Source organism: Arthrobacter sp. FW306-1B-F12A, assembly GCF_058781865.1.
On record NZ_JBYSXD010000040.1, the window covers coordinates 17,948 to 44,572 of the forward strand.

A 26,625-nucleotide genomic window follows, 5' to 3' on the forward strand; every position below is an offset into this window, starting at 1 on the left:
TTCAGAGCTCCTGGGCAAAGTGGACAGACAACTTCATGAAGACGAGCTGGCCGATCACGAGGACGAGTGCAGCGACGCCAAAGGCAGAGGGGAACCAGACGGTGAGCAGGTCCGGCGGCATGGAAATCGACCCGGATTGCGCAGCGCTCAGCGTCGGGGACCAAAATGCCCAGTGGAAGATTTCGACGGCGACTGTGACCGGATTCAGCTGGTACAAAAAGAACCAGGGACCCATGACGCGCTGCACCATCGGCCACACGTAAAGGACCGGTGAGGCCCACGTGACGATCATGAGGATCATATCCACGATGTTCTCGGAGTCGCGGAAGTAGACGTTGGCGGCACCGAAAAGGAGGCCAAGGCCGGTGGAAAGAATCGCTGTCAGCACAAACGCCCCGACGACTGCCAGCAATTGCCAGACCGAGGGACTCCAACCGGTCAAGAGGCAGGCTCCGAGCAAGACCACTACCTGGGGAAGCAAATGGGCTGCGGAAACCCACACGGTCGAGACGGGGAACAGCTCCCGGGGCAGGTAAATCTTACGGATAAGGTCTCGGTTGTCCACAATCGAACGGGTCGCGTTGCCCAGCGACTCCGTGAAGAAATTGACCAGCACAATTCCCGCAAACAGATAGATCGCGTAGTTGGGGGTTCCGCGCTGCATGTCGAGGAAGACGCCGAGAGCGACGAAGTAGATCAAGAACTGCATCAGCGGCTTCACGTAGGACCACAGGAGTCCCAAGACGGAGCCGCGATAGCGGATCTTGATCTCCTTGCGCACCAGTAATTGCAGCAGGAACTTGTGTTTGTAGACGTCGACGATGCCGCGGCCGCGGCCCGGTTGGACCAAGTCGGTCACGGGCTGTGCCATCTAGTGGCCTTCCTCGTCGGCCAAGCCAAACGTCTTCTTCCAAGCTTCCATGGAGGTGATCTCCGGGAGGGCCTTGCGGTACTGCTCCGAGAGCTCCTCCCACTGGCGGTAGAGATTGGCGTGGAGCTTTCCTGCTTCCGCCAGCATGGACTTGAGCTTGTCAGGATCGCGTTTGTACCAGGAAGCCGCGGTGCCATCGGCGTTCGAAACCACAACGCTGTCATAGTGCGCCAAGCGGAACCATCTGTTGTCCCGGTGTGCCAGGAAGCCCTGCGGCCGCTCTGCCGATTCCGCGGCCGGCTTCTTCACCAACTGGCGGGCAACCGTGGTGACACCCCATTTAACGAGGTCCTTCTTGTTGGGAAGTCCAATGGGATTGAGACCGGAGGGTCCGCGGCCCAATGCCGGGGCTGGAAAATCATCGACGTTCTCGCGCATCTCCGCGTCGGGATAGTCGGACTTCAACGCATTGATCTCGCCGAGCTTCGTGGCGAGATTGCCATGCAGATGCGCGGGCCCGAGGAAGAGATCCTTCAGGGCATCGAGGCGTGAATGTTCGGTGAAGTACTGCATCGAAACCAAGTGCTTTACATCGGCTTGGAACGACTCCCGGATAACGCGGCCACCCTTCTTATAGGGGCTGTAGATGAGCGTGGTGATCAGGCGGTTCCGGCCATGGAAATAGGCCTGCCATCCGACCAGGTCGTCCTTGTCGATCCAGGAGACATGCCAGACGGCCGCGCCGGGCAAGGAAACCGTGGCAAAACCGGCTTCACGGGCGCGAAGTCCGTATTCGGCGTCGTCCCACTTGATAAAGACAGGAAGCGACAGCCCGATCTCGCGGATGATTTCCGTCGGGATCATGCACAGCCACCAGCCGTTGTAGTCGACGTCGACGCGCCGGTGCAGCCACGGCGTCTGCCGAAGGTTCGCAACGCTGAAGTCGTGCCTCATCTCCATGTCCGCATGGGGCATGGCCGGCACGAATCGATAGGGGTCCACCACTTCACCAAAGGTGTGGAGAACGCTGCGGCTGTAGAGGTCGAACATGTGGCCGCCGACGATAGTCGGCTTCCGGCAATGGTCCGAGAAGGTCAGCAGGCGCGCGATACTCTCCGGTTCGATCACGACGTCGTCGTCCAACAGGAGCGCGTAGTCGCTGCCGTTCTCCACGGCCTCATACATGCCGCGGGAGAAGCCACCCGAGCCGCCGAGATTGGCTTGGTTGATGATCCGCAGCTTGTCACCGAGGGCGGACTTCACTTCGGCAAAGCCTGGCTGCTCGGCAACCTTTTGGGTTCCTTGGTCCACGATGAGGATTTCCTGGACGTGTTCCAGCACCTCGGGATGCTCCGAGAGGATCCTGGCGTTGTTCAGGCAGAAGTCCGGCTTGTTCATGGTGGTGATCTCGAGGGTCACCTTGCCGGGGTTGCCCTTGCGCTCCGCGCCTTGCCATTCCGCTGAATCGAGCGTCAGCTCCTCGCGGCTGGAGGCCAGATCGAACCAGTACCACCCGCCGTCGCCGAAGGGCTTGAGGGAGAGCTCGAATTCGGTGACAGCGGCGCCCTCGACCCTCGCACCATCAACACGCTGGAGAGTGCCCCGCGCGTTCGACTTGTAGACCGTGACTGTACCGTGGCCCGTTGTACGGACAACGAGGCGGACCATTTGAAGGTCCGTCCAGCGGCGCCAGTAGCTCGCGGGAAACGCGTTGAAGTACGTTCCGAAGGAAAGCTGCTCTCCCGCGCGGAGCCTTACGGAACTCCTGGAGAGGACGTCTTCAAAATGGACCTCTTCGCCGCCCGAACTGACGAAGTGAAGTTTCTCCTCGGTCGACTTGGGGTTCCTGGCGAATTCGTCGTTCTCGCGGAGGCGGATACCGTTCGCTGGTCCGGCGTCGACGTACAACGCTGTGGTGTCCAGCTGGTCATCAGCGGGCAGGATAACCCGCTGCAATACTTGCATCTTGATTTCGCTGCTCACGCGTCTACTCCTCCGCTTTCAATTGCCGCGCCGCTTTCGAAGTGCGGACGAATCCTGTTTTCAAACATCGACAGCGCCGAACCGATGGCCATGTGCATATCGAGGTACTTGTAGGTGCCAAGGCGCCCGCCGAAGAGTACATTCTCTTCCGCCGCCGCCAAATCCCGGTACTTGAGCAGCTTCTCCCTGTCGAGTGCCGTGTTGACCGGGTAGTACGGCTCGTCGCCCTTTTCCGCGAATCGAGAGAACTCACGCATGATCACGGTCTTCTCCGTCTGGTATTCGCGCTCGGGGTGGAAATGCCGCGGCTCGATGATCCTTGTGAACGGGACGTCGTCGTCGTTGTAGTTCACAACGGAGGTCCCCTGGAAGTCGCCCATGTCCAGGACTTCCTCTTCGAAATCGATGGTGCGCCAGGACAGGTCTCCGGCGACGAAGTCGAAGTAGCGGTCTACCGGTCCCGTGTAGACGACGGGAATCTTGCCGACAACCTTGTCTTTCGAATACTCATGGGAGTTGTCGAAGAAGTCCGTGTTCAGCCGCACTTCGATGTTCGGATGATCGGCCATCTTCTCGACCCACGCGGTGTATCCGTTGCTCGGCAGGCCCTCGTACTTGTCGTTGAAGTAGCGGTTGTCGTAGTTGTAGCGGACGGGAAGCCGGGAAATGATCCCTGCCGGCAGGTCCTTGGGGTCCGTCTGCCACTGCTTGCCGGTGTAGTGCTTGATGAAGGCCTCGTAGAGTGGACGGCCGATCAGCTGGATGCCCTTGTCGTTGAGGTTCTGCGGATCGGTTCCGGCAAGTTCGCCAGCCTGCTCCTGAATGAGTGCCCGCGCCTCGCCGGGCTTCAGGTTGGCCCTGAAGAACTGGTTGATCGTTGCCAGGTTGATGGGCAGGGAGTAGACCTCGCCCTTGTGGACGCCGTACACCTTGTGCACGTAATTGGTGAAGGTAGTGAACCGGTTGACGTATTCCCAAACCCGTTCATTCGAGGTGTGGAACAGATGCGCACCATACCGGTGCACCTCGATGCCCGTTTGCTCTTCCATTTCGCTGTATGCGTTGCCTCCGACGTGGTGCCGGCGGTCGATGACAACAACCTTCAAGCCCAGCTCGGTGGCTGCCTGTTCTGCGATTGTCAGGCCAAAAAAGCCCGACCCGACAATGACGAGGTCAGCGGTCACAAAATCTCCTGGTTCGAATATGGGCAGCCCAATGGTGTGCATTGGCTGCAGGTCAAGCCTACCCGAGATGGCGCGCCCGGTTTTCGAGCCGGCCCCCTCCCGGGCGAACGAGTGCCACGTTTTCCACATAGGCCAACTGCCCATGAACACCCGGTGCTCAGCACAAATATCGTGGGAGAACAGCAGACGCGCGAACCGAAGGAGCGGACACAATGACATTCCATTGCACCCTTGTCCGGGCCCCGGGGGCGTTACGGCAAAGTGAGCCCATCGAACTGACCATGGCCGCGGGAAACGGCACACCCGGCGCCGTCGTCGAGGCCGCAGTCGCGGCTGAGTTCGGAACCGGAAAACTTGCGGTCGATGGACTGCCCCTCGGCGGCCTCACCGTTGGTTCGGCGCCGCTCATCTCGGGAGCTGTGTTGGTGGACGGGGCCGGTCAGGAGGGGCGGGACACCCGTGACGGCAATCGGAGTCCGGCAGCGTTGTCCTTGCTGGTGCATGCCGGACCAGCCGCGGGCCTGGTCATACCGTTGGAACGGGGCACTTACACGATTGGCCGGAGCAACGCTGATATCTGCCTCCCGGATCCCGATGTTTCCCGGGTTCACGCCGTCCTCACGATCTCCGAAACAGCCGTCACCATAAGCGACACGGGGAGCGCGAACGGAACAGTGGTGGATGGACGCAAAGTCCGCTCCGCCCACCTCTCAACCGCTTCCAGGATTCGATGTGGTGGCTCGGTCATGTCAATAGTCTTCGGCGACGATGAGCACGGAGCGGAGTCGCTGGGGACCGCAGGCCTGGGCGTCGCCGAGCCGATCCTGGTACCCCGGCGCCATGATGCCGGCAACCGAACGCACCTTCTCCTCACGGCCGGGCTCCCGGTCCTGCTGGGAGTCGGAATGGCACTCGCCACCGGCATGTGGATGTTCCTCGGATTCACCGCAATTTCGGCCATCGCGATTCTTGTCCCGGCAATTTCGGGAAAACGCGAGCGCCGCCTTCTGACTGCCGCGATCGCGGCGGCCGTCGAACAGGATCGGGCCAGACGACGGCGGTGTTCACCATCCGCCGCTGAGCTCGCCTTTGCCGTCAGCTCAGCAGCCTGCCTCCCCACGGAACACGGACGAAGGCAATTGACACCGCCAAGAACCAGCACAACGCAAGGAACCGGCACGGTTAAGGGAGCCCGTACGGAGCAAGCCTCGGGCGCAACGCAAGGAACGGCGGGCTGCCGCGATGTCTGGCTCCGGCTCGGCACCAGTCCGCAGAATGCCCGCGTTGCGCTCGATCCCGCGGACCCGGGCTTTCAGCCACCGCATTTAGGCCCGGTTCCGGTAGTTCTGGATCCCTCCATGCAAACCGTTTCCCTCTCGGGACCGGAAGCCAAGGTGCAAGGAATGTTCAGATTCCTACTCATGCAACTGGCCGCCTTTCCGGGCGCAAGCAACATCCCCGTCCTCATACACGGAGCGATGACCCACTTGCCGTCAAGTGCCCGGTTCCTCCCCCGCGTCACCTTGACCACGGACTCCTCTTCAGCCGCAACTGTTCTTTCCGCGCCCGCGGACAGACCGGGAGCACTGTTTCTGGTGGGGCCCGAACGTGATCCCACCATCGGCCCACTCCGGGCGGCGGCGATCGAGTCCGGATGGAGAGTCTTCCAACGTTCCGCAGGCGGGGACGAAAGCAGTTGCGCGGTCGAACTGTGGAGCAATGGCGCAATCCTCCGCTCGTGTCTATCGGAAACGGAATTTGACCCTGACCTTGTACCGCACCTTGTCTTCGACCGCTACTGTCGGTCATTGGCGAGATTGCCCGGCTCGGCGGCAGAAGGGGCGCCGCTTGTCCCCTCTAGTTGCCAACTTGCCGAATTGCTTCCGCCAGAGCCTTCAAGCATCGCGGACCGCTGGAGCACTTCTTCAGTACGCGGAGGGCTGTCTGCGGTCATCGGGCAAGGAACCGACGGACCCCGGTCGTTGGACCTGGTTTCAGACGGCCCGCATCTCCTCGTTGCTGGAACTACGGGATCGGGAAAGTCAGAGCTTCTGCGCACGATAGTGTCCGCAATCTCGCTGACCCACAGCCCGGACAGGGTCAACTTCCTATTTGTTGATTTCAAGGGAGGTTCGGGCCTCGGGCCGTTGCTCGACCTTCCGCAATGCGTCGGAATGCTGACGGACCTCAGCGAACACGAGCTCGAACGTACCCTCTCCTCCCTCCGGGCCGAGGTTCGGATGCGGGAAGCGACCCTTTCGAAGGCCGGGGTCCCTGATTTGCCGGCATATTGGGCCAAAGCCGGCGGAACCGGGGGCGGGGGCGAGTCGGGACGAAGGAGCCGGTTTCCAATACTGCCCCGTCTTGTACTTGTAATCGACGAATTCAGGATGCTCATTGAAGACGCCCCCGATGCCTTGGCCGAATTGATGCGGATCGCCACGGTAGGACGGTCTCTGGGCATTCACTTGATCATGGCTACACAACGTCCACAGGGTGCCCTGAGTGCGGACATCCGGGCCAACGTGACTACCAGCATTGCCCTTCGCGTCCAATCAGAAATGGAATCCCGGGACATCATCAACTCACCGGCGGCGGCATCGATTCCGGTGTCTCGACCTGGCCGGGCATATATGGTTCGCGGAGGGGAGGATGCCGAGCCCTTTCAGTCGGCAACTCTTGCGGGCAGCGAAAAGGCCCCGGCGCTCACAAAGGCCGTTGCATTGCCGACAACGGGGTCACTCCGCTTCGGCGGTTGGTCTGAAACAGCCGACGCAGCGACTCAGGGGGCAATCGCGACGCCAGCAGAAGCCGCCCGTTCCATTATTAAGGCGATCAACCAGGTTTGGGACGTCCGCGGGCGTTCAGCACCCCGGAGACCCGTTGCACATCCCCTTCCAGAATCCGTTCCGTTTCACGATTCCCCCGGCATAGCGGCAATCACGGGAAAGCGCGCGGCAAGCGGATCGCCGGCAGGGCCGACAGCCTACCTTGGCTTGGCAGACTTGCCGGCGCAACAACGAGTTGCCGGCTTGTACTGGACTCCGCTCGTCCACGGGAATCTTGGACTCGTTGGTCCTCCTGGGAGTGGAGTCGACGATACCTGTAAGGCGGCAGCGGCGCAGCTTGTTGGAAGTGCCGAGGAACTCCATCTCTATATCCTCGACGGGGACGGTTCGTACACCGACGTGGCAGCCCAGGGACGAGTGGCGGCCGTCGCCTCCTCCACCGACAGCAGGAGGGGAGTCCGCATCCTGGAGAGGCTCGCGGCTGAGATGTCGTCGCGGCAATCCCCGGGAACCGCCGGGCAGGTCCCGCTTCTGCTGGTTATCTCGAACTGGGGTTCGTGGGTCTCCGAGTTGCGCGCCGGAGCGCTGGCCTGGGCAGAAGACGTTGTTCATGCGATCGTCCGCGATGGACCAAAGGCAGGAGTGGCTGTTCTTGTCACCGGCGATCGCGAACTGACAGCGTCACGGATGTTCGCGTCAATCCCCAACCGCGCCTACTTTCCCACCGGGACAACGGAAGAAGGGCGCTTGGCGTGGCCGCGTTTCGTGGCTATGAAGCCTCTGACAGGCCGGGCGGTCGTGAGTGGCAACCTGCTTGACGTCGACACGGCAGTCGCGCAGCTCGTGGCGCCCCCTCCAGGCGTGGCCTGGCCATACGGTGTGCCCCCGGAGCCCGCACGGCGCCCATTCCGGGTGGATCCCCTGCCGCAGTTCATCCGGGCTTCGGATCTCGCTGCCCATAGCCGAACCGAAACCGCTTCCCTCTCCCGCGCTCGTGCGCAGGGGTCGGTACTCCTCGGGGTTGGAGGGGACGAACACGAACCTGCTTGGATCACACTGCCGCGCCCAGGCATCCTCCTCGCCCTTGGCACTCCCGGTTCCGGCAAGTCCTCGTTGCTCGCCGCGTTGGCCATGCTCAATCCAGGCCATCATTGGTGGGCGCCACCCGAAGGGACCGATCCTGATGCCTGTTGGGCTGCATTCCACCGGGATGCGCGCCGCAGGCTCGTGGGAGCAGAAGTCATCCCCCTCGTGGACGACGTCGATCGCCTCAGCAGCGAAACCGCCGTCCTCCTGGCTGAACTTCCCGGCATGGGCTTCTCAGTCGTGGCGACTGCGGGAAGCCCAGCCCTCATGCAACGGACGCCGCTTGCTTCCCTGGCCGGAAACCACGGAACCGGACTTCTCCTTGGCAATGCGCCGCCTGCCGCTGCGGATTTCTTCGGCGTGCGCATCGCCGCCGAACAAGCGCCGCCACCGGGTCGTGCTGTCCTCATTGAGAATGGACGAACACGCTCCCTGCAGATCGCCGCTCCGGGTTAGGAAGCCGTACCAAAGCGAAAACAGCTAGAGGGCGGCGCGGGATCCGCCCGCCCGGGAAGCAAAGGCAACCACCCGCTTGTCGAACAAAAAGACGATCGCGGCCAAAGCCGGCACCACCATGGCCAGGCCGGCGAGAACCAGGCCTCCGGTCATGGTGGGAAACCCGATGGTCAGGGCGAACAGCTGGGCAACCAACGCCGGTGCCCGGGTCCAACGGTAGCCACGGAACAGGAAGTGTCCCACGGCAAACAACAATGCAGAAAAGGCCAGCAGAAGGCCCAAAGTAAATACGGCTCCCCAGAATGAGGCCACCGGAGCCCCTGTCACGAGCTCGTATATATACAGCGCCCCGGCGATCAATAGTGCGAGGGCTTCCAGCACAACCACAATCGAAATAACAACGATTCCTGCAGGACGCGGTCCTCCGCCGATTGCCCGGCCTAAGTTATCGCGGCTGGTCCCCTGGCCGTCGTCGCCGGGCGCTGCTGGGTGATGGTGGGGGTTCAGAGGGGGTCTTGACACACTGGCACACTACCGGACATAGTCGAATACCTGTGAGTAGGCCGGTATCCAATGTGATGCATCGCTCACGGTTTCAAACGCTTGAACCCCTTGTTTACATGGCGTTAACATGACACGCTTGACTCAGACGACCAAGGGGGCCCAATGGGTCCCCTTTCCTATGAAGCCTCTCGTGAATATTTTCACAAAAGGCTTAACTAGTACTCACGAATGGAGTGACTGATCAGCATGGATTGGCGTAACCGCGCAGCCTGCCTTGACAAGGACCCGGAGCTTTTCTTCCCCGTAGGCAACACCGGCCCTGCGCTTCTCCAGATCGAGGAAGCGAAGAGTGTCTGCCGCCGCTGTCCCGTCGTGGACACATGCCTTCAGTGGGCCCTTGAGTCGGGTCAGGACGCTGGCGTCTGGGGCGGAATGAGCGAGGACGAGCGACGTGCACTCAAGCGCCGCGCCGCCCGCGCCCGCCGCGCTTCCTAAGCGACTCGGCCCGCAAAACACAACGCCTGAGGCAAAGAGAACACACGAAGATGGCCCGGACTGATAAGTCCGGGCCATCTTCGCATTTCTGACCGCGGTCAGAGACAGAACGCGTCGCCAGCGGCCGGCGTCAGCTCCGGACGAGGTTCAGGACGATCTCGACGGCGGTGCCGCCGCCGTCGCGCGGCCGCCACTGGATGCTGCCACCCAATTCGCTCGTGACGAGCGTCCGCACAATCTGAAGGCCTAGACCTTCCGTGTATGACCCCTCGGGCAGCCCGACGCCATCATCGGCGATCGTCACGGTGAGGAGTTCATCGCCGCGCTCCCCCGTGGACCGATCGGCCATGAGCCAAACCGTTCCGGCCCGTCCTTCAAGGCCGTGCTCCACCGCATTCGTCACGAGCTCATTGATGACAAGAGCAAGGGGCGTGGCAAAGTCGCTCGGCAACTCGCCGAACAGGCCCGCGCGCTCGGTCCGGACGTGCTGCGAAGGGGACGCTACTTCTGCGGAGAGCCGGAACTGGCGTCCAATAAGTTCATCGAAATCAACGCTCTGCGTGAGGCCTTGCGAAAGTGTCTCGTGAACCAAGGCAATCGTCGCCACTCGCCGCATTGCCTGCTCCAGGCCTTGCTTCGCCTCATCGCTGACCATCCGTCGCGACTGCATGCGCAGCAAAGCCGCCACGGTCTGCAGGTTGTTTTTGACGCGGTGGTGGATTTCACGAATTGTCGCGTCCTTGGTCACCAGCTCGAGCTCACGGCGTCGCAGTTCGGACACGTCGCGGCACAGCACCAAGGCTCCGAAGCGATGCTTCTCGTCACGCAACGGAATCGCGCGCAACGACAAGCTGACACCGCGGGACTCGATCTCGCTCCTCCAGGGCATCCGACCCGTGACGACCAGCGGCAATGTCTCGTCCACCATCCGCCGGTCCTTGAGGAGTCCTGCGGTTACTTCCGCAAGGGACCGTCCTTCCAAGGTTTCCACCTCGCCGAGGCGACGGAAGGCGGAGACACCGTTTGGACTCGCGTACTGGACGATCCCGTCGGCGTCGAGCCTTATCAGGCCGTCACCCACGCGGGGAGCGCCACGGCGGGAACCCGTCGGTGAAGCGAAATCCGGCCAGAGTCCCAGCGTTCCCATCCGGAGCAGATCGTAGGCGCATTGCCGATAGGTGAGCTCCAGGCGGGAAGGCATCCGCGAACTGGAAAGGTCCATATGCGACGTGACGACGGCAAGGGTCCGTCCGTTCCTGACCATGGGAACCGCCTCGACGCGCAGGGCCATCTCGCTGCTCCAGCTCGTTTCGCTGGAGCGTTCGATGGAACGGCTGGACCACGCTTTGTCGACTATCGGTCGCAGATCCGAGCGGATGCCTTCCCCGACGAAGTCCGCATGAAACACCGTGTGGCTCGTCGACGGCCTCACGTGAGCAAGCGCGATGTAACCGAATTCAGGATGCGGAAACCATAGGGCCAAGTCCGCGAACGCCAGGTCGGCGACCATCTGCCAGTCGCCGACCAGGAGGTGCAGCCATTCGGCATCTCCAGGCCCGAAATCAGCGTGCTCCCTGATGGGGTCTGTAAAGATTGCCACTGCACCTCCATATAACGCCCGGGCTTGTCCCTAGCGTCGAACGATTGACCTCAAGAGCCTCAATGCTACCGACAGAGAAGCCATGTCGTCGGCCTCCAGCGCGTTGACCTCGTCGAACATGCTCTTCGCGCGGCCCAATTGCTCGGCATTGATGCCTTCCCAGGCCCGCAAACGGGCCTCGGCGTCGAGGTCGGCGTCGGTCGATTCGAGCACCGATGTCGTCATGTCCGCTACGGTCGAGTAGAGGTCGTCGCGCAGGGCTGCACGGGCAAGAGCCTGCCAGCGGTCATCGCGCGGGAGCGCGGTAATTCGCTCCAGCAATGAATCGACGTGGAAGCGGTCGAATACCGTGTAGTAGACGTGGCTGACCTCTTCCACACGGGCGTCGCGGCTGTGCGTGATCTTGGCGATGTCCAGGAGCACGAAGCTCTCGAACAGCTCGGCCCAGCGATGGGCGAGCGTGTCGGGAAGTCCCCACGAGCGCGCCTTTTCGAGCCAGCCGGTAACGCGCTCTTTGTCGCTGCCGCGCAAGTAGTCGAGCACCCGGGCCCGCATCGGATCCATCATCGGCTTGAATTCCGCGACGATCTCCGAGATCGGCTTCGAGGCGTTGCCCTGGCTCAGCAACCAGCGAACGGCACGGTCCAGGAGCCTCCGGATGTCGAGGTGGACGGTGCTCCAGTGTTCCGTGGGGAACGAGGCAGGCAGGGCATTGAGCTCCCGCACCATCGACTCGAGTTCGTAGATCTCACGGAGGGCTACGAACGCCTTGGCGACGGCGACCTCGGTAGCCGAGGTCTCCTCCATGGTGCGGAAGGCGAAGGTGATCCCGCCCAGGTTGATCATATCGTTGGCCACCACGGTGGCGATGATTTCGCGGCGCAAGGGATGGGTGTCCAGTTCCGCGTCGAACCGCTCTCGGAGCTGCTTCGGGAAGTAGGAGCGGATCGTCTTACGGAACCAGGGGTCATCCGCCAGATCACTGTCCCGCAATGCCGAGCCCAATTCGATCTTGGCGTAGGCGGCGAGCACGGACAGTTCCGGGGACGTCAGGCCCTGGCCCTGTTCCAACCGTTCGCGTAGCGTCTCGGTGGTCGGCAGCGCTTCGAGGTCCCGTTTGAGGTCGGCGGACTTCTCGAGCCAGTCCATCAGGCGCTCGTAGCTCGGGCTCCATTCGGCGACGCGAGTGCGGTCGTTGAGCAAGAGGATGTTCTGATCGATATTGTCTTCGAGCACAAGGCGCCCGACCTCGTCGGTCATGTCGGCGAGGAACGAGGTGCGCTCGGAAGCATCCAGTTTTCCTGCGGCAACCATCCGGTCGACGAAGATCTTGATGTTGACTTCATGGTCGGAGCAATCGACGCCGGCAGAGTTGTCGATTGCGTCGGTGTTGAGGATGACACCCTGCAGAGCGGCCTCGATACGTCCGCGCTGCGTCATTCCGAGGTTGCCGCCTTCGCCCACGACCTTGACGCGGAGTTCGCGCCCATTCACGCGGATGACGTCGTTTGCCTTGTCTCCCACCTCGGCGTGGGACTCGGTGCTGGCCTTGATGTACGTTCCGATCCCGCCGTTGTAGAGGAGATCGGCCGGAGCCAGGAGTATTGCACGCAGAAGTTCAGGCGGACTCAGCTGAACCGTTCCGTCCGGCAGGCCAAGGGCACGGCGGACTTCCGGCGAAATCGGGATGACCTTGGCCTGCCGGGGGTAGACCCCGCCGCCTGCGCTGATGAGCGAGCGGTCGTAGTCGTCCCAGGAGGAGCGGGGAAGCTCGAAGAGACGCTGCCGCTCGCCGAAGGACGAAGCCGCATCCGGCGTCGGGTCCAGGAAGATGTGGCGGTGGTCGAAGGCGGCCAGCAGGCGGATGTGCTTGGAAAGCAGCATTCCGTTGCCGAACACGTCGCCGGACATGTCACCGACGCCAACCACGGTGAATTCCTCGCTCTGGGTGTCAAGGTCCAGCTCGCTGAAGTGGCGCTTGACCGACTCCCATGCGCCGCGGGCCGTAATAGCCATGGCCTTGTGGTCGTACCCCACGGAACCACCGGAAGCGAATGCGTCCCCCAGCCAGAATCCATACTCGGCGGCCAGGCCGTTCGCGGTGTCCGAGAAGGTAGCGGTGCCCTTGTCAGCTGCCACCACCAGGTACGAATCGTCGTCATCCTGACGGACAACGTCCGACGGCGGCACAATCTTCTCGCCGTCGGCTGTGGTCACGAGGTTGTCGGTGAGGTCGAGCAGGCCGCGGATGAAGGTCTTGTAGCTTTCGATGCCCTCGGCCATCCATGCGGCACGGTCAAGTGCCGGATCCGGAAGTTGCTTCGCGAAGAATCCGCCCTTGGCACCGGTCGGCACAATCACGGCGTTCTTGACGGTCTGTGCCTTGACCAGCCCGAGGATCTCGGTCCGGAAGTCTTCACGGCGGTCCGACCACCGCAAACCGCCACGGGCCACCTTGCCGAAGCGCAAGTGCACGCCTTCAACGCGAGGCGAGTACACCCAGATCTCGTACTTTGGCCGCGGGAACGGCAGTCCGTCGATCGTGGTCGGATCGAGCTTGAAGCTGACGTACGACTTGCCCTGGAAGTAGTTCGTGCGCAGCGTCGACTCGATGAGGTTGACGAAAGTCCGCAGGACCCGGTCGGCGTCGAGCGTTGCCACCTGGTCAATTGCTTCGGCCAGTGCGGCGCGGGCGCCCTCCTGGCGGGCCGGACGCGCGGCGTCAGGCGACGACGGATCGAAGCGCGCCCCAAAGAGGTCAATAAGGCCGCGGGCAACCTCCGGGTTGGCGAGGAGGGTATCCGCTATGAACTCGAAGGAGTTGGTGTTCCCCATCTGGCGCATGTACTTCGCATAGGCGCGGAGCATGACAACCTGCCGCCAGTGGATACCTTCCCGGAGGACGAGCCGGTCGAAACTGTCGGACTCCACCGCACCGGTCACGGCGGCGCTGAAGGAGTCCGCCAAGAGCTGGCCGGTAGCCACGGGATCGACACCGGCGGGGTACTTCAGGCCAAGGTCGTAGAGGAAGAAGTCCCGGTGGTCGGCAGTCTCAATCTCGAAAGGCCGCTCATCGAGAACCTCAAGGCCAAGATTGTGGAAGTAGGGCAGGATCTGGCTCAGGCTCTTCGGTTCCAAAAGGTAGAGCTTGACGCGGGCATCCTCTTCGAGCAGTTCACCGGCGCCGTTGGGCAGGTAGACATGCACGCCGGGGACCGCCTGGACAGCGACGGCGTCGCGGTCGGTTGTGGCGGCATACTTCTCGAAACGCTCAATGTCCTTGAGGGCGTCTTCGACTTCGTAGTCGACCCGGTAGCCGGCGGGGAACGCATCTGCCCACAGGGCGGACAACCGCTCGGCATCCAAACCGCTGGTGTTCTCGCGGAGCACCTCCGCAATTCCTTCGGCCCAGGACCGCGAAGCCCGGACAAGCCGCTTTTCGAGTTCACCGGCGTCGACGTCGCGAAGCTCAGCCTCCCGCGGGAGCCGGATACGGAAGAACACCCTTGAGAGTGCGGACTCCGTGATCCGGGCCTCGTAGTCGATGCTCTCGGCTTCGAAAGTCTCGCGGAGTTCCTGTTCAATTCGCTGCCGGACGTTGGTGGTGTAGCGGTCACGGGGCAGGTAGACCAATGCCGACATGAATCGCCCATAGATGTCCGGGCGCAGGAAGAGCTTCGTACGACGCCGCTCCTGCAGACGCTGGATGCCCAAAGCCGTTGCTGCCAGGTCCTCGGTCTCTATCTGGAAGAGTTCGTCACGGGGGTAGGTCTCGAGGATACCGACAAGGTCTTTGCCAGAGTGTGAGTCCTGGGGGAAACCGGCCGAGCGGAGCACGGCGTCGACCTTTTCCCGAACGATCGGGATGTTCCTTACGGAACCGGTGTACGCGCTCGTTGCGAAGAGGCCGATGAAGCGGCGCTCACCGTTGACGTTGCCGGCAACATCGAAGCTTTTGACACCGATGTAGTCCAGGTACGCAGGGCGGTGAACGGTGGACCGCGAGTTGGCTTTGGTGATGACCAAGGCACGCTTCTCGCGCGCCTTCCGGCGTCCGGCATCGGTGAGGTGCTGGATTTGGTGCGGGTGGTCCCCCGCCCTCAAGAGTCCCAAACCGCTTGCTTCACGCAACTCGAGTACGTCTTCACCGTTCTCGGTGATGAGGTCGTATTCCCGGTAACCAAGGAACGTGAAGTTGCCGTTGTCCAACCAACGCAGCAGGTCCTGCGCTTGCCTGAGTTCCGCGATGTCTTCCGGGTGGGCCACTTTGTCCAGGGACGATGCCAGCTCGAGCGCCTTCGTGCGCATTTTGGGCCAGTCTTCGACGGCGGCCCGGACGTCGTTCAGGACGCGGTGGATTCCGTCCACGAGTTCCTTCTGGAAGTCGTCGGCCACCCTGTCAACCTCGACGGCGATCCACGACTCCATGTGGGAGACATTGTCACCTTGGGCGATCAGATGGGCGATGTTCGGCATCGCCGCGGTGTCACCGCTCGAGATGCCGATGTTCGACGGCACCCGGGCAATGTCGGACAGGTCGCCGGTGAGGTGGTCACGCGAAACCACGAAGAGCGGGTGCATGACGAGCCGGATAGCGCAGTTCTGGCGAACGAGTTCGGCGTTCACCGAGTCCACGAGGAACGGCATGTCATCCGTGACGATGTACAGAATGCTGCGGTCACCCTCATTGGCGATCCTGACGTTGGCAGTGCCCGGCTTGCGGCTCTGCCCCGCTTCCCGGTGTGCCGCCGCCCTGGAGGTCAACTGCTCGGCAGCGTACCCGCGCGCGTCCTCCTCTGCGAGATGCTCGTAGTAGTCCCCGAAGAATCCCTCCCGGACTACTGCAGGTTTAGAACGATCCTCCACGCTGGATCCTGACGACATCGACAAACGCCTCCATCACATCTCAATTGCTGCGTCCTTGCAGCCCACATGGCGAGCCTAACGCTTTAGACGACGCCTTGCTCTGGAATAAATGACAGAGGATTTGCGATTTTGCTGGACAGGTGCACATACCATATTTGCGATGGCGAGCCGCAATGGAGATTCGGGCGCAGCCTCGAAGAGGACAGAGCCGGACAACAGGGCCACGTCGCAGGCTTCAGGATCGGATGGCAGGAACGCTTCGATGCCTTGATTGGGTCCGTACCGCTCCCATGCTTCACGGAGTTCACGTTCGGGTGAGCGGCCAGCGGATGCGGCCCGGACCTTGTTCAAAACCACTCGGGGAGCCGCGTGCGGGACAGCCTGTTCGAGCTCCGCGAGGCCACGCACCAGTCGCGGAACGCCAACGGCATCGGCCGCGCCGACGGCGTAAACGGTGTCCGCCAGTTCGATACTGCGGAGGGTCGCGGCATTGCGTCGAGGTGCCATGGTGTCGAAGCTGAGTTCTTCGTCCGCTTCAAGGCAGAAACCTGCATCGACTACGACGACGTCCGCGATCTCCTTGGAGAGCTCAAGCACCGAAGAGAGCGCGGCGGCTCGGAGCTCCGTCCACCGGTCCGCGCGCGTAATGCCGGTAAGAACCCGGAAGCTGGTGGATTTGGCGAAGACCGGCGCGGCGATCCGCTTGAGCGATTCGGTATCCAGCAATCCTTGGTCCGCCAGTCGACAAGACTGCGCCAGTCCGGCGGATTCGTCCAGCAAGCCCAGCGAAGCCGCGACGCTGGCCCCGTAGCTGTCTGCATCGAGGAGGATCACTGACTTGCCTTCCGCCGCCAACTCTGCAGCAAGGTTGACCGCCACAAGAGTCCTGCCAGGCGCCCCGGTAGGCCCCCAGACCGCGATGATCCGGCCAGCCCCGGCCGGCACGTGTTCCGGTTCTTCCGGCGCATCGGTGGGACGGAGTTCTGCCGCAGTATCCGCAAACCCGGAATCCCGAGGCTCCGCGCGTCGTCTTCCTTGTCCGGGCAACTGGCCTACGGCATCGGAGATCCTCGACGCCAGCGTTGCCGAATCGACATCGAGCGACGCCGTCACGACGCCGATGCTGCGCAGGCGGCTCTCCTCTCCCGGATCGTCGCTCAGGGCGACGATGGAGACTCCGACAGCCGCCAGCCGGTCGACCAGCGACGCCGTCAATTCCCCAGCGCCTTCGGCGATGACTGCGGCGCGGGCGAGACCGCTTTGGCATGCGGCCAGGAGTTCGGCGAGTTCACCACACCGACGCACCACCGTCACCGGCCCGTGGAGCCGTTCGAGTCCGCCGACCAAATCTTCCCGGGATTGCCCGACTGTGACAACCGGGATACTCACTTGCCGGCACCGCCCGGATTCCACACCACGGCAATCTTCGCTTTGTTAGCCTGCGCACCAAGAAGGTTCGGCATCTGCTCATCGGTCACCAGGACCAGAACCACCTTCTCCTTGGACGCTCCAAGGGTGGAGGCACCCTCCGTGACCTGGGCGATCTCCGCCCCGGGCAACAGCAACTGCGGCGTGCCGAAACCGTTGCGCACATCGGGGTGGGCCACCCAGACGTCGACGCGGGATCCTGCCACAGCCTGGGAAGGCAGCGATTCCTGGATCGCGATCGCCACCGGCTTGCGGTCCAAGGAGTCGGCGGCGCCCAGGCTTTCCTGCGGGACGAGTTGGTTCTTGGCAATTCGCTGGATGGCAACTCTTCCCTCCGGCAGACCGCCAGCCAGAGTGACATAGCTGGACTCAACGTCGTCGAGCCGGACCTTGACAACCGCAAGATCGTCCTTGCTGACTTTCTGGCCCACGGCAATCGACTCGCGCGCCGCATAGACCTGAATGGTGCGGTCCGCGGTTCCAACGAGGGCGATGACGCCGGCCAGCGATGCCAAGACCAGGAGAATCCCCACCAAAAGCCGCGGATCCCTCCATGACGGTTTCCTGAGCCGCGCTGCAGCGGCCGCGGTAGTTACACCCATCCTGCTCCCCCGTTTGTTTTGTTAGTCGGCGTCGACCTTCAGTGGGCTTTATTCTGACCGCATCTGGGTCCCTTCCGAAAGCCACATGCCTCAAATTACGTCAACCTGTGGATAACCGCGGCAAGTGGATCGAACAGTGGCAAAATGGATGCATGCCCCGATTCCTCACCCTCGCTGATGTCGCCGAACAGCTTCAGATCAACTCGCCGCAGGCATACGCTCTGGTGCGAAGCGGTGAGCTCAAGGCCATCCAAGTGGGCGGCAGGGGCCAGTGGCGCGTCGAAGAAAAGATGCTGGAGCAGTACATCGAGGAACGCTACGCCGAGGCCAGCAGGATCATCCAAGAAGCCAAATCCAAGTCGTCCTGATCTCCGTCCAGCGCCCCAGGACAACGACGGCGGGGAGCCGGCCGGGCTAGAAGTCCTGGCCCCGCAATGAACGCAGCGCGGCAAGTGACTGGAACGGAATTGTTGCCACAGATACGACGTTCCCGGACCGGCGGACCTCGCCCGGCAACATAACCGCGAGATCAAAGTGGTCCTTGCCCACGCGATCAATGACGCCCCGCATCGTCCGCTCCTCCTGCGCCAACTCAAGCAGATGAACCGCCAGTTCCGCCCTGTCACGGGCCAGCATTCGCAGTGCGCTGGCCAGGCCAAGCCGCTGTGATGCCTTCGATTGGCCAGCCCGGACCTGCCGACCCAGGCCCTGATACGCCAAAGCCGCCGCGACGGGCACCAACCACTGGTGGCGACCTTCGTCCAAAACCACCGATTCGCTCCCGACATGACTAAGCGTCCCTGACACCTGCGTTCCGGATCGGAGCTTCACATCAATCTTCCGGCCGATCGCGCCACGCAGCCTGTCGGAGACGTCGATTCCGGCGATCTCCACACGTGCCCGCTCTGAAATTTCCGATTCAAGTCCCAGCAATCGCTCAGAGGCCAACTGTGCCTCCATGTCTTCAAACAGAGCATCCCAACGCATTGCGTCAGCGTAAGCGGGCATCCCTCGACGGTCAATCTGTCTTTATCGACAAGCTAGTCCTAGACAAATGCCGCTCGTTGTGACCAAAATAATTCAAACATCATTAAATAGCATCAAATTGCACATACTTGCATCAACTGGGTAAGGGGAACCCATGGAACAGACGAACAGGCCCGTTCGGAACGATGTTGCAATGGCGGTGACCATCCTGGTGCTCGCCCTTTTGCTCGCTGTCACTGGACTGATCTTGGTTGACCGATGGAACTCCGCGGCAGGACGACTCCAGACACCCATGTTCGAAGACCTCCTGGGATTTGTCGCAACTGCCTCCGGTCTGGGGATCGGCGCCTGGTGGATCGCCACGTTCATCCTGGCAATGGCCGCCGCGTTCCTCCAGCAAATGGGAAAGAACCGCTGCGCGAGCGCCACCGCCAAACTCAGCCCTGCGTTCATGCGCAGACTGGCCGTTGCAATTCTGGGCCTGAATCTCGCGGGAATCCCCGTGGCGAATGCGGCACCGGCACAGTTTGAAGCAGCGTGGAGCCCGGCGAACGGCTCAAACTCGTCGAGCGGCATCTCTGCCCAATGGAAACCCTCCCCTAGTCCTTCTCCCCATCTCCCGGCCATTCCCTCGTTTGAGTCCGGCTCGTTGGAGATCAACCCGCATTGGCAACCCCGCGCACCTGCCACTGCGCCTGGGCTCCTGGGTAACGGGCCGCAGCGTGGCGCCGAACAGCCTGCTTCGCCAAATCAACGCGAAGTGGTGGTGAAACAGGGCGATTCACTGTGGTCGATTGCCGCCCGGCAGCTGGGCCCCATGGCCAGCGACGTCGACATTGCCCACCACTGGCCGAGGTGGTACTCCACCAACCGGCATGTCATTGGAGACGACCCTGGGCTCCTCCTACCGGGTCAGGTCCTCCAACCACCGCCGAACCAGTGACCCAGCCCAACCACCACCAACCAGCGATCCGTAACCGAGGAAGTCCATGAGCGCATCACCAGCCTTCCGCAGCGTGCCGAATGAAGTCCTTCAGGCGGCTTCGCCACCCATTGCCTCCCGTTCGATCATGGCTTCCCCTCGTGCGAAAGCCCGAACGGACGGGCCGTCGGGCGGGGGGCCATCTCCTGCCCGCAAAGCGGCCCAGATCCGCAGTCTCGACGGCGAAATCCGCGCACTGGCCCGCAGCATCGCCCAAGCCGCGGTCGAAGTCCTTGCAGGCACCCGGCCGGCGCAACAGCTCTCACGGACCCTGGATCCCGGATGCCTCAGCGCCCTTCAACACCGTGCCGCATTGACGCGAGCCCATGCTGCCAACGCCCCGGGTGGGCGGCGCCTTCACCGAAGTCCAATGGTCCGTTCCGTGCGTGTCTGCGCGGTGAACGACGGAGTGTACGAGGCCAGCTTGGTTGTCTCGGAAGAACTCCGCTCCCGCGCCGTAGCCATGAGGCTTGAAGGGATCAACGGCGCATGGCGGGTTACCGCCCTCGAAATCGGCTGACGGCCCGGTTCAAAGCACGCGAAAACGGAGAGGGACCAGAACGCGCGTTCTGGTCCCTCTCCGTTTTCGCTGCAGGCATCGGCTTATTGGAAACGTCCGGAGGCTGCGGGCGTCAGCTACATGCGTCAGGCAGTCGCAGTGTCAGCGGCGCTTCTTCCTGTTGGATCCGCGTTGCTTGTCATCAGCGGCAGCCTTGGCGGGGTTGCCTGAGCGGCCCGAGGCCCTCCCCTCGACGCGGGTCTGGCTCGCGCCGTCTTCACCAGGCGCCGTGTACTGCAGCTGAACAGGCTTTTCCGGGGCTTCGAGGCCGGCCGCGCGGATCTGCGGATCGTGATGTTCCACGTGACCGCCTTCAGGGCTGCCATCCACTACCACCACGTCTTCGGCGGGCGTTACTTCCACTTCCAGGTTGTAGAGGAAGCCCACGCTCTCTTCGCGGATGGCTTCCATCATGCTCTGGAACATCGTGAATCCTTCACGCTGGTACTCGACCAGGGGATCCCGTTGGGCCATCGCGCGCAGGCCAATGCCTTCTTTGAGGTAGTCCATCTCATAGAGGTGTTCCTGCCACTTGCGGCCAAGGACCGAGAGGACAACCCTGCGCTCAAGCTCGCGCATGTTCTCGGCGCCAATGGCTTCTTCCCGCTCCTTGTAAACGAGCTGGGCGTCCGAAAGGATCTCGTTTTTAAGGAATTCAACGGACACCCGCGCCTTCCCGCCGGCTTCGTCGATGATGTCCTGGGCCGTAACAGTTACCGGGTACAGGGTCTTGAGGTTGGTCCACAGCTGGTGGAAGTCCCAGTCATCGCCGGTTCCCTCTGCCGTCGCGGCATCGATCAAGGCATTGATGGTGTCTTCCAGGAAGAACTGGACCTTTTCGTGCAGGTCGTCGCCTTCAAGGATCCTCCGGCGGTCGCCATAGATGGCTTCACGCTGGCGGTTCAGGACGTCGTCGTACTTGAGGACGTTCTTGCGCTGCTCGGCGTTCCGCCCTTCAACCTGGCCCTGGGCCGAAGCGATCGCGCGGGACACGAGCTTGGATTCGAGTGCAACATCGTCCGGTACCGAGCTGTTCATGAGGCGCTCGGCAGCGCCGGAGTTGAAGAGCCTCATGAGGTCATCGGTCAGCGAGAGGTAGAAGCGGGACTCCCCCGGGTCGCCCTGGCGGCCCGAGCGGCCACGCAGCTGGTTGTCGATTCGACGGGATTCGTGGCGTTCCGTGCCCAGCACATACAACCCGCCAAGTTCAAGCACTTCCTCATGCTCGTCCTTGACTGCCTGCTTGGCCGCTTCGAGCGCTTCGGGCCATGCGGCCTCGTACTCCTCGGAGTTTTCCTCAGGGTCCAGGCCCCGCTTTGCCAGTTCGGCGATGGCCGTGAACTCGGCGTTTCCGCCCAGCATGATGTCAGTACCGCGGCCAGCCATGTTGGTGGCGACCGTGACGGCGCCCTTGCGTCCCGCTTGCGCGACAATCGCGGCCTCGCGTGCGTGGTTCTTTGCGTTCAGGACCTCGTGCCGGATGCCCTCTTTGGCCAGCAGCTTGGCAAGGTATTCGCTCTTCTCAACGCTGGTAGTGCCGACGAGCACGGGTTGGCCCTTCTCGTGCCGTTCCGCGATGTCCTTCACGACGGCTTCGAACTTCACGATTTCGTTCTTGTACACGAGGTCCGACTGGTCGATGCGCTGCATGTCCCGGTTGGTGGGAATGGGTACCACGCCAAGCTTGTAGGTGCTCATGAACTCGGCGGCTTCGGTTTCAGCCGTGCCGGTCATGCCCGAGAGCTTGGAGTACATGCGGAAGTAGTTCTGCAAGGTCACAGTGGCGAGAGTCTGGTTCTCAGCCTTGATCTCGACGTTTTCCTTGGCCTCGATCGCCTGGTGCATGCCTTCGTTGTAACGCCGTCCGGCGAGGATACGGCCGGTGTGTTCGTCAACAATGAGGACTTCGCCGTCGAGGATGACGTAGTCCTTGTCCCGCTTAAAGAGCTCTTTGGCTTTGATGGCGTTGTTCAGGAAGCCGATAAGCGGGGTGTTGGCGGATTCGTACAGGTTCTGGATGCCGAGGTAGTCTTCGACCTTCTCGATGCCGGCTTCGAGAACACCGACCGTCCGCTTCTTTTCGTCGACCTCGTAGTCGACTTCAGCCTGGAGGCGCTGCACGACCTTGGCGAATTCGCTGTACCAGCGGTTGGTGTCACCCTGGGCAGGACCGGAAATAATGAGCGGAGTACGGGCTTCGTCGATGAGGATGGAGTCCACTTCGTCGACAATCGCGTAGTTGTGGCCGCGCTGCACAAGCTCGGATTTGTCCCACGCCATGTTGTCGCGCAAGTAGTCGAAGCCGAATTCGTTGTTGGTGCCGTAGGTGATGTCTGCCGCGTACATCTGACGGCGCACTTCGGGATCCTGGTTCGACAGGATGCAACCGCTGCTGAGGCCAAGGAAGCGATAGACACGGCCCATGAGTTCGGACTGGTATTCGGCGAGGTAGTCGTTGACTGTAACGACGTGCACGCCCTTGCCTGTCAGGGCATTGAGGAAGGCCGGAGCGGTGGCCACAAGGGTCTTTCCTTCACCGGTCTTCATTTCGGCGATATTGCCCAGGTGGAGGGCGGCCCCACCCATGAGCTGGACATCGAAGTGGCGCATCCCCAAGGTGCGGGAGGAAGCTTCACGCACCGCTGCGAAAGCCTCCGGCAAGAGATCGTCCAGCTTCTCGCCGTCCTCGTGGCGGGCGCGCAGCCTGTCCGTCTCCTCGCGCAATTCGGCATCGGAGAAGGTCTTGAAGGAGTCTTCGAGGGCGTTGATGGAATCGGCGTAGGTCCGCAGTTGCCTCAGGGTTTTTTTGTCACCCGTGCGGAGAAGTTTTTCGATAAGTGATGCCACGTAAAGTTGCTCCCAGTCTCAAGCTGCCGAATTCTGGCGGTTTCAGTCTACGGGAGAGACCAACGCCACGCGGCCCCGTTTCCCTGAGAGCGGAGCGCAAGGCGCCCGCAGGCCACCGCCGGAGACCCATGACCTCAGCCGCGGGCCACTGCCGAGGCAAGCGGCGACGAGAGATCGCCCATCGGTGACACGACGACGTCGTCGAGCCCCAACCACTGCGCCATAAGCCGCAGCTCGGCGGCAAGCTCGACGGCGGTGTCCGCCGGAGCGTCCGGCTCGCCGTGGGCGGCACGCACCAGAAGCTGCTTGGCTGCGCGGTCGGCCTTGAGGTCTACGCGCGCGACCACTGCGTCCCGAAGGAGGAAGGGCAGCACGTAATACCCGAACTTGCGTTTCTCCGCAGGCGTGTAGATCTCGATCCGGTAATGGAAGCCGAACAACTCCTCGAGCCTTCTACGCTCAAAGACCAGTGAATCAAACGGGCTGAGCAAGGCACGGCCCGTGGCGGCCCTGGGAAGACGGGCCTCCGCGTGCCGGTACAAGGCCCGGTCCCAACCACGCACCGTGACGGGCTCCAGGCGGCCGGCGGCAACGAGCCTGTCGATCGATGCTGCAGCTGCCTTCACCGGAGTCCGGAAGTAATCGGCGAAGCAGCGGATTGATCCGATTCCATGGGCCTGGGCTGCCGCGTCGATCAGTCGGTCCATTGCCGCCGTCGACAGCTCGGAGCCGCCGTCCGGGAGGGCTCCTGCTCGGGGGATGACCGCAGGCAATCCCGGTGGCAGGACCCGCGATGTCAGCGTGTACCGGCGTTCGAACTGCTCCGTCCTCGACGCGGCCGTCACGAGCCCCTCTTCAAACAAGTGCTCCAAAACCCTCTTGACCAGGTTCCAGTTCCACCCCCAGTTATCGTGCTGCCGGTCTTCCTGGTGCCCTAGGTGGGCCGTCAATTGTGCGGCAGTCATGGGGCGCCCGGTCGCGAGCGTATCGAGGATCCGGTTGGCCATGTCCTCCCGGAGTCCATGTTCCAAGTGGGCTGCGCCCACCCATGCGCGGTTTTGCCAGAGCAGCAGATCCTGGAAATGTTCCGGGCGGATGAAGCTCGCCTCGTGCGCCCAGTATTCCATCATGCGCCGCGGACTTCGCCCGGCCATCGCATGAAGGATGCTCCGGTCGTAGTTGCCAAGCCTTGAGAAGAAAGGAAGGTAGTGGCTGCGCGAGAGGACATTGACGGAGTCGATCTGCACCACGTGGAGGCGGGCAAAGGTGCGGCCCACCGCCCGCGAAGTCACGGGGCCGGTGGGCCGTTCCTTGTCCAGTCCTTGGGCTGCCAATGCAATCCGCCGCGCCTGCAACAGGCTCAGCGAAGCGGCCATGCCAGTCCTTTCATGGGAATTACGAATGCAAGCTAGGCTGTGGCGGCTTGGTCATTCGAACGGTAAGCGTGGATCTTTTCCTCCACGGGTTCGTCTCCTGGTTCGCATGTGGAGTCCAGAGTGATTACTCCATATGTCCAGCCACGGCGGCGGTAGACGACCGACGGCGTGTTGGTTTCCTTGTCCACGAACAGGTAGAAATTGTGGCCCACCAATTCCATGTTGTCCACCGCGTCATCAAGGGTGAGCGAAGCGGCGGGGAAAACCTTGCGACGAATCAGGACCGGGGAATCACCGGCCGGAATGTCGTTGTCGACGTCGTAGGGCGAGGTCTCCACCGGTGGCGTCGTTGGCTCCTGGTGGTTGCTTGCCTCTACGTAAATGGGTTCGCTCGCGCTGGCCGGCTCGAGCGTCGCAGTAGCCTCACGAACGGCTTTGGGGGTGTGGCGGCCGTGGTGGACCTTCTTGCGGTCCTTGGCCCTGCGGAGCCTCTCCAGCAGCTTGCTATAGGCGAGATCAAAGGCGGCAAACTTGTCAGCGGCGCTCGCTTCGGCCCGGATCACAGGGCCCCGGCCCAGAACTGTCACTTCGACCGTGAGCTGGCCCGGTGTCTGGCGCGGGTTGGTTTCCTTTGAAACCTTCGCGTCGACCCTCTGGACCTTGTCCCCAAGCGATTCAATCTTTGATATCTTCTCGCCGGCATACTCGCGGAAGCGATCCGAAACGGTCAGATTACGGCCGCTGATCATGAACTCCATGGTGCCCTCCAAACAACTCAGGTGACACGATAAGGGCGCTTCTAGGGGCTGATCTGACGGACAGTCGAGCCCCTTTCCGAGCCGCTATCGACAGGTACATCTGTTCTTGGTACCCATAACCGACGTTAGTTCATCGCCACTGGTAATTCATCCTTTCGTCACTTATTTTTTGTTTGAGTCGGCGCGGGCTGGGTGTCCAGCCCGTCCGCAGGTAGGTCGCTGCCGGCCGGCGGCCGGGTGGCGGCAAGGACCACCGCTCCACACACCACGCCTCCCGCCGACGACACGGCCCGGGCGGCTTCGGCGAGGGTCGCACCCGTAGTGAGGACGTCGTCGACGATGACGCATGCCCTGCCCTCCAATGACCTTTTGCGGGACAGGCGAACGGTCATGGAACCACGGACACGGCGCGCACGCTCTCCGCGGCCCAAGCCCTTTTGCCCGCTTCCCGGTCCGGGCGCCTTCTTCAAGGCATCCGTCATGTGCAGACCCGGCAAAGCGCCACGTTGTCCCAAGCGGCCAAGCAAGAGATGGACCGGACTGAATCCGCGGCGCCGGAAAGCCGCGTTACTGCTGGGAACAGGTATAAGGCAGACGCCTGCCGCGTCTCCAACGGCAGACCGGATGGCCTTGCCCAGTGCAGGCGCGAGCACGGAGGCGAGCCGTCCCTGGCCCAGATGCTTGAAAGAAAGCAGGGCTTGGGCCAGTTCGTCCCGGTAGTGTCCGCCCGCGACGACGGGCAGGATCACGGCCCCTTCCGCCGTGAGCAAAGCCGGTGCCTGTCCTTCGGCGCGAAACGGACGGGCGCATAGCAGCCGCAGTCGCCGTGCACAGGTGCCGCAGAGCGCCGAATCTTCGAAACCACAGCACACACATTCCACCGGGGCCAGAACAGCCAGCAGCTCGACGAAGGCCTCACCGACGCCCTGCGCGAGCCTCGCCAATCGTGCAGGATGGACTCCCCGATGGCGTGCGTCGTCACTCGGGACCACAGTGCGGTCAGGGTCACGCACCCGGCAACGGCCCACAGTACCCATGCCCCAAGCATCCGGCTCCTCGACGGCCGACAACACTCCCCAACCGCGCTATGTGGAGAACAAGTGGCGACGTTGTCGGAACGTGGGCCCACGCCGCCAGGGTTCCCTGGCCGAGCGAAGCGAGGTTAGGGAGGCGGTGGGTGGGCCCACGCCGGCGAGGGCCCCGGCCTGAGCTTGCGAAGGCTGGGGGGCGGCGGGGACTAGCCCGGGAAGGA

18 protein-coding genes are annotated in these 26,625 nt (G+C 62.5%); 5 read left to right on the forward strand and 13 right to left on the reverse strand.

Annotated elements, in window-relative coordinates; translation table 11 throughout:
* Window position 1: 1 nt before the first annotated feature.
* The 3 genes from AC3WJU_RS16965 to glf are packed head-to-tail and all read right to left on the reverse strand — an operon-like array spanning window position 2 to window position 4,038.
* Window positions 2-871 carry an ABC transporter permease gene (locus AC3WJU_RS16965; RefSeq protein WP_059387556.1) on the reverse strand — a complete coding sequence of 290 codons (870 nt, stop codon included), beginning with the start codon at window positions 869-871 and terminating at the stop codon, window positions 2-4.
* Complete coding sequence (locus tag AC3WJU_RS16970; RefSeq protein ID WP_307053603.1) at window positions 872-2,836, reverse strand: glycosyltransferase; 1,965 nt, start codon at window positions 2,834-2,836, stop codon at window positions 872-874.
* 14 nt (window positions 2,837-2,850) lie between these two features.
* On the reverse strand, window positions 2,851-4,038 hold the full coding sequence (glf, locus tag AC3WJU_RS16975) for a UDP-galactopyranose mutase (RefSeq protein ID WP_492260413.1): 1,188 nt from the start codon (window positions 4,036-4,038) through the stop codon (window positions 2,851-2,853).
* 212 nt (window positions 4,039-4,250) lie between these two features.
* On the opposite strand from glf, the gene AC3WJU_RS16980 reads away from it, so the two are divergent.
* Window positions 4,251-8,369, forward strand: coding sequence for a type VII secretion EssC family protein (locus AC3WJU_RS16980; protein ID WP_492260414.1), 4,119 nt, complete (start codon window positions 4,251-4,253; stop codon window positions 8,367-8,369).
* 24 nt (window positions 8,370-8,393) lie between these two features.
* Here AC3WJU_RS16980 and AC3WJU_RS16985 read toward each other — a convergent pair whose 3' ends face one another.
* Window positions 8,394-8,801 (reverse strand): hypothetical protein, encoded by a 408-nt coding sequence (locus AC3WJU_RS16985; protein ID WP_253257159.1) that lies wholly within the window; start codon window positions 8,799-8,801, stop codon window positions 8,394-8,396.
* Between the two features lie 318 nt (window positions 8,802-9,119).
* Between AC3WJU_RS16985 and AC3WJU_RS16990 the strand changes: the two genes are divergently transcribed.
* Window positions 9,120-9,368, forward strand: coding sequence for a WhiB family transcriptional regulator (locus AC3WJU_RS16990; RefSeq protein ID WP_003804966.1), 249 nt, complete (start codon window positions 9,120-9,122; stop codon window positions 9,366-9,368).
* Between the two features lie 130 nt (window positions 9,369-9,498).
* Here the strand turns inward: AC3WJU_RS16990 and AC3WJU_RS16995 are convergent, their stop codons facing one another.
* Genes AC3WJU_RS16995 through AC3WJU_RS17010 form a run of 4 tightly spaced genes read right to left on the reverse strand, consistent with a single transcriptional unit; the run spans window position 9,499 to window position 17,864 of the window.
* Window positions 9,499-10,968, reverse strand: coding sequence for a sensor histidine kinase (locus AC3WJU_RS16995; RefSeq protein WP_236811889.1), 1,470 nt, complete (start codon window positions 10,966-10,968; stop codon window positions 9,499-9,501).
* Between the two features lie 30 nt (window positions 10,969-10,998).
* A complete protein-coding gene (locus AC3WJU_RS17000; protein ID WP_284988471.1) occupies window positions 10,999-15,852 on the reverse strand; it encodes an NAD-glutamate dehydrogenase in 4,854 nt (1,617 codons plus the stop codon).
* Window positions 15,853-15,909: 57 nt separating this feature from the next.
* On the reverse strand, window positions 15,910-17,223 hold the full coding sequence (locus AC3WJU_RS17005) for a CpaE/TadZ family protein (protein WP_492260415.1): 1,314 nt from the start codon (window positions 17,221-17,223) through the stop codon (window positions 15,910-15,912).
* Window positions 17,220-17,864, reverse strand: a complete 645-nt coding sequence (locus AC3WJU_RS17010; protein WP_059387547.1) for an SAF domain-containing protein — start codon at window positions 17,862-17,864, stop codon at window positions 17,220-17,222. The genes AC3WJU_RS17005 and AC3WJU_RS17010 overlap by 4 nt, the downstream gene beginning before the upstream one ends.
* A gap of 152 nt (window positions 17,865-18,016) precedes the next feature.
* Between AC3WJU_RS17010 and AC3WJU_RS17015 the strand changes: the two genes are divergently transcribed.
* Window positions 18,017-18,232 (forward strand): helix-turn-helix domain-containing protein, encoded by a 216-nt coding sequence (locus AC3WJU_RS17015; protein WP_059387549.1) that lies wholly within the window; start codon window positions 18,017-18,019, stop codon window positions 18,230-18,232.
* Between the two features lie 46 nt (window positions 18,233-18,278).
* On the opposite strand, the gene AC3WJU_RS17020 is transcribed toward AC3WJU_RS17015, so the two are convergent.
* The gene (locus AC3WJU_RS17020; RefSeq protein WP_306961041.1) at window positions 18,279-18,872 is read right to left on the reverse strand and encodes a hypothetical protein; all 594 of its coding nucleotides are present in this window, start codon (window positions 18,870-18,872) and stop codon (window positions 18,279-18,281) included.
* Between the two features lie 133 nt (window positions 18,873-19,005).
* Between AC3WJU_RS17020 and AC3WJU_RS17025 the strand changes: the two genes are divergently transcribed.
* Together AC3WJU_RS17025 and AC3WJU_RS17030 are read left to right on the forward strand one after the other, a co-directional pair.
* The gene (locus tag AC3WJU_RS17025) at window positions 19,006-19,794 is read left to right on the forward strand and encodes a LysM peptidoglycan-binding domain-containing protein (protein WP_306961043.1); all 789 of its coding nucleotides are present in this window, start codon (window positions 19,006-19,008) and stop codon (window positions 19,792-19,794) included.
* A gap of 46 nt (window positions 19,795-19,840) precedes the next feature.
* Complete coding sequence (locus AC3WJU_RS17030; protein WP_492260416.1) at window positions 19,841-20,353, forward strand: Rv3235 family protein; 513 nt, start codon at window positions 19,841-19,843, stop codon at window positions 20,351-20,353.
* A gap of 141 nt (window positions 20,354-20,494) precedes the next feature.
* On the opposite strand, the gene secA is transcribed toward AC3WJU_RS17030, so the two are convergent.
* The 4 genes from secA to AC3WJU_RS17050 form a co-directional block, all read right to left on the reverse strand.
* The gene (secA, locus tag AC3WJU_RS17035; protein WP_059387545.1) at window positions 20,495-23,239 is read right to left on the reverse strand and encodes a preprotein translocase subunit SecA; all 2,745 of its coding nucleotides are present in this window, start codon (window positions 23,237-23,239) and stop codon (window positions 20,495-20,497) included.
* Between the two features lie 134 nt (window positions 23,240-23,373).
* Window positions 23,374-24,615 (reverse strand): winged helix-turn-helix domain-containing protein, encoded by a 1,242-nt coding sequence (locus AC3WJU_RS17040; RefSeq protein ID WP_306961046.1) that lies wholly within the window; start codon window positions 24,613-24,615, stop codon window positions 23,374-23,376.
* Between the two features lie 32 nt (window positions 24,616-24,647).
* On the reverse strand, window positions 24,648-25,373 hold the full coding sequence (gene hpf / locus AC3WJU_RS17045) for a ribosome hibernation-promoting factor, HPF/YfiA family (RefSeq protein WP_234748144.1): 726 nt from the start codon (window positions 25,371-25,373) through the stop codon (window positions 24,648-24,650).
* A gap of 158 nt (window positions 25,374-25,531) precedes the next feature.
* Window positions 25,532-26,410 carry a ComF family protein gene (locus tag AC3WJU_RS17050; protein ID WP_492260417.1) on the reverse strand — a complete coding sequence of 293 codons (879 nt, stop codon included), beginning with the start codon at window positions 26,408-26,410 and terminating at the stop codon, window positions 25,532-25,534.
* Between the last annotated feature and the right edge of the window lie 215 nt (window positions 26,411-26,625).